General features: G+C 30.6%; 6 protein-coding genes. 1 reads left to right on the top strand and 5 read right to left on the bottom strand.

Annotated features, from left to right (window positions below; translation table 11 throughout):
• Positions 1–15 precede the first annotated feature (15 nt).
• Positions 16–999 (top strand): PorP/SprF family type IX secretion system membrane protein, encoded by a 984-nt coding sequence (locus O5O44_RS10435; RefSeq protein WP_019387518.1) that lies wholly within the window; start codon positions 16–18, stop codon positions 997–999.
• A gap of 6 nt (positions 1000–1005) precedes the next feature.
• Here the strand turns inward: O5O44_RS10435 and O5O44_RS10430 are convergent, their stop codons facing one another.
• The 5 genes from O5O44_RS10430 to O5O44_RS10410 are packed head-to-tail and all read right to left on the bottom strand — an operon-like array spanning position 1006 to position 9897.
• Complete coding sequence (locus O5O44_RS10430) at positions 1006–1737, bottom strand: 4'-phosphopantetheinyl transferase family protein (RefSeq protein ID WP_289194302.1); 732 nt, start codon at positions 1735–1737, stop codon at positions 1006–1008.
• Positions 1738–1742: 5 nt separating this feature from the next.
• Positions 1743–4145, bottom strand: a complete 2403-nt coding sequence (locus O5O44_RS10425; protein WP_289194301.1) for a condensation domain-containing protein — start codon at positions 4143–4145, stop codon at positions 1743–1745.
• A gap of 14 nt (positions 4146–4159) precedes the next feature.
• Positions 4160–6166 (bottom strand): condensation domain-containing protein, encoded by a 2007-nt coding sequence (locus O5O44_RS10420; RefSeq protein ID WP_289194300.1) that lies wholly within the window; start codon positions 6164–6166, stop codon positions 4160–4162.
• Entirely contained in the window at positions 6163–6954 is a 792-nt protein-coding gene (locus O5O44_RS10415; protein ID WP_289194299.1) for a class I SAM-dependent methyltransferase, read from the bottom strand. The genes O5O44_RS10420 and O5O44_RS10415 overlap by 4 nt, the downstream gene beginning before the upstream one ends.
• 3 nt (positions 6955–6957) lie before the next feature.
• The gene (locus tag O5O44_RS10410; protein WP_289194298.1) at positions 6958–9897 is read right to left on the bottom strand and encodes a non-ribosomal peptide synthetase; all 2940 of its coding nucleotides are present in this window, start codon (positions 9895–9897) and stop codon (positions 6958–6960) included.
• Positions 9898–9904 lie beyond the last annotated feature (7 nt).

Here is a 9904-nt window from a genome sequence, read left to right as displayed (position 1 = left end):
CAAAATTAAAGAATTATGCAAATTAAAAAATTATATATATATCTGGTGTTCGTGGTTATGGCAAGTGGCTATGGTCAAGAATTAAATTTACCTGTATTTACGCAGCACCTAGCCGATAACGACTTTGTAGTATCACCGACTTATGCTGGTATTGGAGATAATTTAAAAATACGAGCAAACGGCTTAACACAATGGGTAGGTATTAAAAATGCCCCAGACAATCAATCAATTTATGCCGATGTTAGAATAGCAGACCGATCTGGTGTTGGTATTTCATTATATAATGATAGAAATGGAAATACAATCCAGACAGGTGGTAAAATATCGTTTGCGCATCATTTGGTTTTAGATTATTATTCAAAATTATATTTATCATTTGGTATTTCATATAACATTAATAACTTCAGAATTGATATTGATAACTTTAATACGACATACGAAAATCCTATAATTGACCCGTTTGTTACCGATGATAGAAGAACGTCGAATAACAATTTCGATATCGGAGCATTATTACGATATAAAGGTGCCTTTTTTAGCTTCAACGCCAATAATATTTTAGATAAGAAAATTGATGAATCTATAAGAGTTTCGGAACCAAATCTACTTTTAAATTATCAAATTTATACGGGTTACACTTTTAAAGGACCTAAAAAGAGTGGGCTAGAATTTGAACCATCAATTTACTATCAAATGTTTAGTAGTGATAAACGTTCTAGTACAGATTTAAATTTTAAATTAAGAAAGTACAATAGAGATTACGATTATTTTTGGGCGGGTATTTCGTATCGATTCTTAAACGATCAACTTCTAAAACCTCTAAATATTGGTCCGATGGTAGGCTTTCAAAAATCTATTTTCTACTTTGGGTACGCGTATCAAATTACAACAAATGAGTTGTCTGCTTACAACTCTGGAACACACGTAGTAACTATTGGACTAAACTTCTTGCAGGGAATTAGTAACTGCCCTTGTACACAGAGTGCGGTGCGTAAATAGTTTAGTTTATTTGAAAAATTCTTTGAAATTGAAATAGTTTACTTTTTGAATTTGACCTTTAACTGAAACTGCTCCGATGTAGTTTTCTTGTGGTGAAAATGAAAATAGCTTCCAAAACTCTTTTTCATTGTTATCCCATTTGGTTTCTAAAAGTTCTGCTTTTATATCTGAATCTATACTTACAGAAAATGAATCTAAAGGAAATGAAAGCCCTTTAGCTTTTGCTTTTATAAATGATTCTTTACGAGTCCAGCATCTGTAAAACCCTTTAGTATGTTCTTCTGTAGGTAATATTTTTAAAGCCTCAATTTCGGAACTTGAAAAGTAATTTGATGCAATATCAAATACATCAAAATTAGCTTTCATGACTTCAATATCTACACCAATATCACTATGTAAACAAAAACCTAAAACTGCAATATTTCCAGAATGGGAGACATTAAATTTTAGTGGCGTTTCAAAATTAAAGGCAGGTTTTCCAAAATCACCATATTTAAATTCTATTTCTTGAGGATTTAAGTTTAAGTATTTTCCAGAAAGTAATCGTAAGGCACCTCTGGTAATTATTGAACAGTTTTTGTCTTTTTCGAATTTAAATTTTGAGGCTTTAAGAATTTCATCTTCGGATAAAAAGGAGTTTAATAAAGTGAAATATTTTTCGGGAATATTAAAATTGATAAACCAGATATGGATTTCATTTTTATCTAATGATATATTTTTATCAACTGAAAAACTCAAGATTTTTATGTTTTATAAATACTATTTTCAATGTGATTTGCTATTAATTCTATATGAGGTGAGTCAAATAACTCATGGTGCTTTCCGGTTGTATATCGCACTTCAACATTACCGTTGGTGATACCCTCCCAAGATTTAATATATGTTGGATTTAGCTTTTTATCTGCTTTCTCTGTTAATATTAGTAAAACATCATCGGTGTGGTTTTTATTCCAACCATAATTTACATAAATTTTGACCAAATTACGAGAAATTTTATCCAGATTCTTTTTGCTATTTGAAGCAAACAGTTTAATAACCATGGGTTCTAAAAATCTTCGATAGTTATTTATGGTCATTAACTTTACAGCATTGATAGGATTTTTCAAAACACGATTTAAGAAACCATAAATGCGCATTTTTATTCTTTCAGGGTCGGTAAAATCTTCTTGTTTGATTATGCTATCTATTACTATCAAGTTTGTTTTTTCTCCTTCTTTTTTAAAAATATTTGCAATTTCTATACCTACGGCAGGACTAAAGCAATAGGTTAATATATTATAAGGACCTTTGGATTGCACTTCTTTAATCTCTTTGGCATAATCTAAAGCCATATTTTCTATGCTATCATGCATTGTGCAATCGTTGTTTAATCCAGCTGGTTGTAAGGCATATACTGGAATATCAGTATTTAAAGCATTAGAAAGTGGATTAAAGAATATAACATAGCCTCCGCCACCATGTACACAAAAAAGTGGATTTTTATTACCTTTTGATTTTATAGGTATTACATATTTCCAAGATTCCGTCTTAGAATCAGATGAAATATAATTAGAAAGTTTTTCTATAGTAGGATGTTCTAATAATGCAGTTGCAGATAGTTTTGTTTTAAATTTTCTATTAATGAGTGTAAACATTTTTACCGCAACTAAAGATTTACCTCCAAGTTCAAAGAAATTAGCTTTTGTGCTTATTTGATTTATTCCTAACAAACTTTCCCAAATTTGTAATAGTTGTAATTCTGTATTGTTTTTAGGTGCGATATAAGTATCACTAATTACTGAGTTATTTTTATCAATTTGCTCAGAGCCTGATTTTTTAAAATCATCAATACTTTCATTTAGAACTGAATATTTGGTTATTTCTTTTGAAGTAATTAATTCTAGTACTTTTTTTAATGAGTTGATTAGCCACAGCGCCATGTCTGAATCAACATATTTAGAAGATGTTGTTAGTACAAATTTAGTTTCAATACCAGGAAGCACTGCCAGTGTCACAGAATATGTAGATGTTAAACCACTTTTAATATCTGAAACTTCTAAAATGTTGTTTTCTGCTTTTAGTGCTGGATAATTTTCAAATACAACCAAACTATCAAAGAGCGTTGAGTTTTCAGACCAATTTATATATTCATAAAGTGTCTCCAAGCTGAGGTGTTCAAATTTTCTAGCTTCGAAATGAAGTTTTTGCATGTTTTGAAACCAATTAGAAAACGTCATGTTTTCATCAATTTTGCTTCTTACAGGTTGCACATTCATAAACATTCCTGCCAACAAATCAATATTTGGAAAATCTCCTGCTCTTCCAGAAACGGTAGTTCCATGCACAACACCTTTTGTATTAAAAAATTTTGCAAGTACCAGAGACCAAATACACTGTATTAGCGTGTTTACGGTTATTTTATTTTCTTTACAATAATCTTTAATTTGGTTTGTTTCTTTTTCAAAAAGGTTGAATGTATTGGAAATTGTAGTTTCTACTTTATCAGTAGTAATTATGTTGCTACTAAATAGGAGAGGAGTTTTATAATCCTTTAAATAATCCTTCCAAAAAACTTTAGCATCTTCTTCAGGAAGTTCATTAGTCCATTTTAAATATGCTTTATAATTTGGTAGTGTGTCTAGTTGAGGCGTTTTTTTAAAGTATAAACTATTGTAAACGCTAAATAAATCTTTTATAATTATGCTTCCTGACCAGCCATCTAATAAAATATGATGCATTGGCCAAAGCATTTTAAACTGTCTATTTGAGATTTTTGCAATAGTTATTCTTAACAAAGCTCCTGTTTCCAGTTTTGCTCCATTCTTAAAAGCGTCTTCTTTTAGTTTATCCCAGCTTGTTTTTTTTTCTGTTGAAGAAGCTTCAATCCAATCTAAATATTCAATTTCAATTTCTTTTGACTTATGAAAAACATGCAACGGTTTTTCAAGGTTTCTCCAGTGAATGGTAGAACGTAAAACATCATGGCGGTTCACAATAAATGCGCAAGATTCTTGAAAAAGCACTAAATCAAAATCACCGGTTAATGTACATTCAGTATTTAAAAACCCCTGATCCAATTCACTAGATAAGTGATGTATTAAAAGCCCTTGCTGCATATAACTTAAGGGATAAATAGCTTCTACTGTAGATTGTTTTTTATTTATCATGGGTAACTACCAAATTAAAATTGACCTAATAGGTTGTCTAAATCATCTTGATTAATATTGGCTTCGGGAAAATCGGAGGGTGTATATGTTATATTATCTTGTGTTATACAGTGTTTAATAATTGATTTTAAATTTTCTATAAACTTTTCTATCAGTATTAATGCCGTTTCTTCTTTGAACAAATCTTTAGTAAAACTCCAATTAACATTTAAATTATCATTTATAATCTGTGTGTTAATTTCTATTTCATAATTACGCTCACTTTGCATGTCTCTTGTAGAAGATTCCATAAACTTAAAACCTACTTCGTTGTTTTTTTCGTTGGCATTTGCTTTACCAAAATAGTTAAAAATAACTTTAGGTTGTAATTCCTTTAATTTTGAGGTGTTAGTATTTGACAGATATTTTAAAACTCCAAAGCCTATACCGTTACTAGGAATTGTTCTTAATTCTTCTTTTATTCCTTTAATATGAGTACCTAAATCTTGCGTTTTATTGTAGTTTAAAGCAATTGGAAAAAAGGAGGTAAACCATCCTACTGTATTTGAAACGTCTATATCTTGAGTGTCAATATTTCTTGCTTGTCTTTCCAGACCAAGTAATAGGTATTCCAAATGTCCCCAATCACATAAAGTTGCAATTAAAGCAGCAATTAACAGATCTTCAACTTTGGTACTATAGGTTTCATTCGCATCATGAACTAATAATTTTGTTTGCACAGTGTCTAATGTCACGTGTTGTGTAAATATAGAATTCTCTAGATAGATGTGAGAGTTTGAAGTATAATCGGTTGGGAAATTCTTATTGTCGTTTTTTTGAGAATTCCAATAGTTAAGCTCTTCTAACAGAGAATTACTACTAGAAAGTTTATCCAAATAATTTGCCCAGTCTTTTATTGTTGCGGTTTTGTTATGATTGGTTTCTAGAATAAAATCGTTATTAATGGTATTAATAGTATTGGCTATTTCTTGAACAATAATATTCCATGATACTAAATCTATAACTAAATGATGTGCTATTATGACAACTCTATTTGATTGTAAACTATTACAATTAAATAAAATAAGTTTAAATAAACTTCCTTCTGATAAATTCGTATTTTCTTGTATTTCTAATACAATTTCTTCTATTTTATTATTTTGAGATGAAACACTGTCTTCACTACCTAAATTAAACTCGAGGTAGCTGTTAATTTCGTTTGATGGTTTTATAAAGGCTTGCCATTTACCTTCATCTTTTTTATTAAAACTCAATCTTAATGCCTCGTGGTTCGAAATTAATTGTTTCGAAATGTCTTCGAAAATTTTGCTAGAAGTGGTATTTATTTGTTGTAGATCTATAATTTGATTCCAAAAATGTGGTGCATTTCGATGGGTTTCAAAATACCAATGTTGCACTGGAGTTAATGGAACTTCGCCCTCTATTTCTATTTTATTATTCTCGGTAATAGAATTGATGTTTAAAGCAGTTGTAAACATTGAGAGTTCTAAAATGGTTTGATTTTCGAATAATTGATTTGCTTTTAAATGAATTCCTTTTTTTCTAGCTTTTGCAACAATTTGGATGCTTAATATCGAATCTCCACCAATTTCGAAAAAGTTGTCGTTTGTGCTTATTGGAGAAAACCCTAAAACTTCTTCCCATATTTCAACCAGAGTGGATTCTATTTCGTTTTTTGGCTCAATAATACCACTTTCAAAGGTTTCTAAGCTGTCTTCCGTATTTTTAAGTTTTTGTAATTTCTTCTTATCAACTTTCCCGTTAGGTAACAACGGTATTTCATCTATTTCATGAATGGATGAAGGTATCATGTAATCCGGAAGTCTTTGTTTTAAATGGGACTTAAGCTCCTCTTTATCTAGTAAACCTTCTGTTTTAATATAGGCTACAATTTTTTTTTGAGCGTCAGGATTAGTATATATTGTTTTATTGTTAAGAACCTCTTTGGCTTTAAACATTAAAAGTTTTCTTTCGTCTACAGAAAGTTGCTCAATTGTATGTTCTAGATTTTCTTGTTTCATTTTATCGCCTTAATTACCAAAATGGAATTAGCCCACCAAGTGTCTTTAACATCGTTTGGCATTTCTAAAGGAATTACTTTTGCACTGAAAGAAGAAAAATGTCTTAATAATAATTGCTGATGTTCTCTACTTAAAGAGTCAATTTCATTGGAAAAATAAGTAAAAGCACCGCCTTGTTTTAAATGTTTTGTTGCGTGTTCAAAAAAGTGTTCTGCAAAGGTAATACTGCCATTAACATATTGCATATACTCATCGTCATTTAAAGGGTATGTATGAAATAGAATGCCATCAAATTCAGTCAAAGAGTCTATGGTGTCTTGCCATAAACCATGTACAAGTTTAACATCTTTATCTGAATGTTCGTTCTTAAACGTCTCGAAATACATTTTTACAACATCATCATTACATTCAATAGTTGTATAAGAGTCTATCGGGTATTGCATTATCATATTGGCAGAAATACCTCTTCCGAAGCCTATTTCTAAAATATCACCCCCATCTTCAGCAATGGTTTTTGCCATTTCTTTCATCAATGGAATTTGCCAATCTTCCATGATTTCTTGTTCTTTTAAAACCTTTTGTGATCTATCTTCTTTAAAGGAGTGTGATGTTGCTCCTGGAACAAAATGTTTAGCCTGTGCATTTAAAATATTTAAACTGCCTACAAACTCTTTAAGTGCTCTATTTACAATGGCATTTCTTTGAGCATCTTTAGGTGGACGTATAAAATGTTCATCATTTATGGTTAATACAACTTCAAATGCTTTAGATCTCTTAATTTTTCTCATAACTTATGCTATTATTTGACTAAGTAGGTATTTTTTTTGATTTGAATCTAGTGCTTTTATTGAAGAAACAATAGTTTCAATTTCATTTGCATCCATTTGCTCTAAAAGCTGCATTAAGTTGTCTTCCCTCTCGAATTCATTAGCTTCTTTTAAATCAAAATTCGATGTATCATCTTTTATTAAAACAAAAGCCTCTTCAATTGTTTCATTATAAGATTTAATGGCTTTTTCTATCTCATTTAATTCTACACGATAACCTCTAATTTTTATTTGTTGGTCTGCTCTTCCTAAAAAGGCTATGGTTTTATCATTATTATATTTACCTAAATCTCCTGTCTTATAGAGTTTTTCTGAAGTGTTATATGGATTTACAACAAAAGAAGTTTTATTTAATTCAGGCCTACTAATATAACCATTTGTTAAACCAGGTCCACCAATGTATATTTCACCAATACTACCAAATGGGACTAGATTTAAATTATCGTCCATTAAATAAATTTTAGCATTCGCAACTGGTTTGCCTATAGGAATCGACATTCTGTTTATGTCTTTTTCTACAATTTCATGAGCAATACACCATACACTGGCCTCGGTAGGCCCATATTCATTATACAATTTAACATTCGGTAGATTGGTAAAATGAGCTTCGCAAAGCGATGAATAGCATGCTTCTCCAGCAACCATTACAGTGTTTAAGCTTTGAAGTTTGTTAGTGTCAATATATTCTAGCAACATTTTGTATAATGAAGGTAGCATTAAAGTGTGACTAACAGCTTTTTCTAGAATTATTTGTCCTATTTTTTCGATGTCTTGTTCAATGCGTTTTTCGGCAATAACTAAATTTCCACCAGTACAAAGGGTCCAGAAAATTCCAGCTTTAGAACTATCAAAAGACATAGACGACATAAGCAAGAAAGCAGATGGATTTTTATCATAAAAATCTAGTCTTCCACTCGTTGAGTGCATAATATTTTGATGAGTAATAGGAACTCCTTTAGGTCTCCCTGTGCTACCAGAGGTGTAAATTATATAAGCATCATTTGATGCTTTCGAAACTGGTAAATCTGAAGTTTTTAAATCTAATGACAGATCTAGATTATCAATATTTATCATTCTAACATTACTGCTATTGGATAAATTAACTGCGTTTTGTTGGGTAATAATAGTGCCAACTTCAGCATCGTTAAGCATAAAATGAATTCTTTCTTTTGGGTATTCCAGATCTATTGGTAAATAAGCACAACCAGCTTTTAAAATAGCTAGCATTCCTACTATCATGTCCACAGATCTATCTAAACACAACCCGACTATTTCGTTAGGCCTTTTTATATGAGGTAATATATAGGTGGCTAGAGTGTTGGCCTTGTCGTTTAATTCTTTATAGGTTAAAGAATTGTCTTTATAAGAAACAGCTACAGCGTTTGGATTAGTTTTACTAATGTTTTCTATTACTTCGTGTATACAATTGTAGTCTCCAAAGTGATGTTGAGTTTCTGATTTTTGGTTTAAGAATAATTGTTTTTCAAAGGGCGTGAGCATTTGTAGCTTGCCAATGGTTTCGTAAGGATTTGTTACAATACTTTCCAAAAGTAATTTAAAATAGTTTTGAAATCTTTGTATTGTTGATGCTTCAAAAAGCTCGGTTGAATATTCGAACGTCGTACTTAATTTATCATTTTCATGAGATACAAATAGTGTTAAATCAAATTTTGAAACTTTGGGGTCTAATAGTTTATGATTTAATTTTAAGTCTTCACTAAAAGCGGGTATTTCAACTTTTTCATTATAAACAAACATAACCTGAAAAAAGGGGTTTGTAGCTAATGCTCGCGATACTTTTAACTCTTTAACCAATACATCAAAAGGGATGTTTTTATTTGAGAAGGCATCTAATGTGTTTTGTCTAACTTCAGAAACCAAGTCTTTAAAGGATGCGGTTGGGTCAATTTGAGTTCGTAAAACAATTGTGTCGATAAAAAAGCCTAGTACATCTTCTAACGATTTATGGTCTCTGTTACTAATAGGTGATCCAATTAGTACATCTGTTTGTCCGCTACATCTATGCAGAAATACATAAAAAGCGGAAAGCATTAATACATATGGTGTAATATCTAAAGAATTTGAAAGCGCTAACATGTTTTTAGAGAATTCTTCGCTGTATTCTTCAGTTTTTGAAATAGCACCTTTAAATTTAGTCTGTATAGGTCTAGAAAAGTCTATAGGCAAATTTAAGGTTGGAATATCTCCAGAAAGTTGCTGTTTCCAATAGTTTAAATGAACACTATTTACACCTTGCTTTAGTTGCCAAAACGCATAATCAGCATATTGAATATTCGTATAGTTTTCAGGTATTTTGGTATTTAAGATTTTAGCTTGATAAAGTTTCGACAATTGTTCTCTTAAAATTCTCAAAGACCATTCATCTGTTATGATATGATGCATGGTGATTTGCAGAATATGGCGAGTTTCACTTATTTTAATTAAAACTGTTTTAATCAGTGGTCCTTTAGTTAAATTGAAATAGTGTTTTGCATGTGATTCAATTATCTTTTGAGTTTCAGAGTTAGATTCATCATCAGATAAATTTGTAAAATCATATTGCTGAATATCTAATTCTGCAGTATGGTTTACTTTTTGATAAATTTCATTATTTTCAATATGATATGTTGTTCTGAGAATATCATGTTGTTGATGTATTTGTTTTAAGCTTTCAATTATGTGGTTATGATTTAGGTTACCTTCAAATGCATAGGCTTCTGAATAGTTGTAAAAAGCATTATTAGGATACAATTGTTGTAAAAACCATAGTCGCTTTTGTCCGTAAGACAACGGAATATTAATACCAGTTGGTGCTTTGTTTATAACGTTAGTAGATGCATCATCCTTGTTTTTGCTTTTCCACCTAGCGAGAAGAGATGCTTTATTTATGTCTTTTTCAGCCATAGTTTTT

The sequence above is a fragment of the Algibacter luteus genome (assembly GCF_030344935.1).
GTDB lineage: Bacteria > Bacteroidota > Bacteroidia > Flavobacteriales > Flavobacteriaceae > Arenitalea > Arenitalea lutea.
The sequence above is the reverse complement of the archived record's forward strand: the minus strand, read 5'-3'. Positions and strand labels throughout refer to the sequence as shown.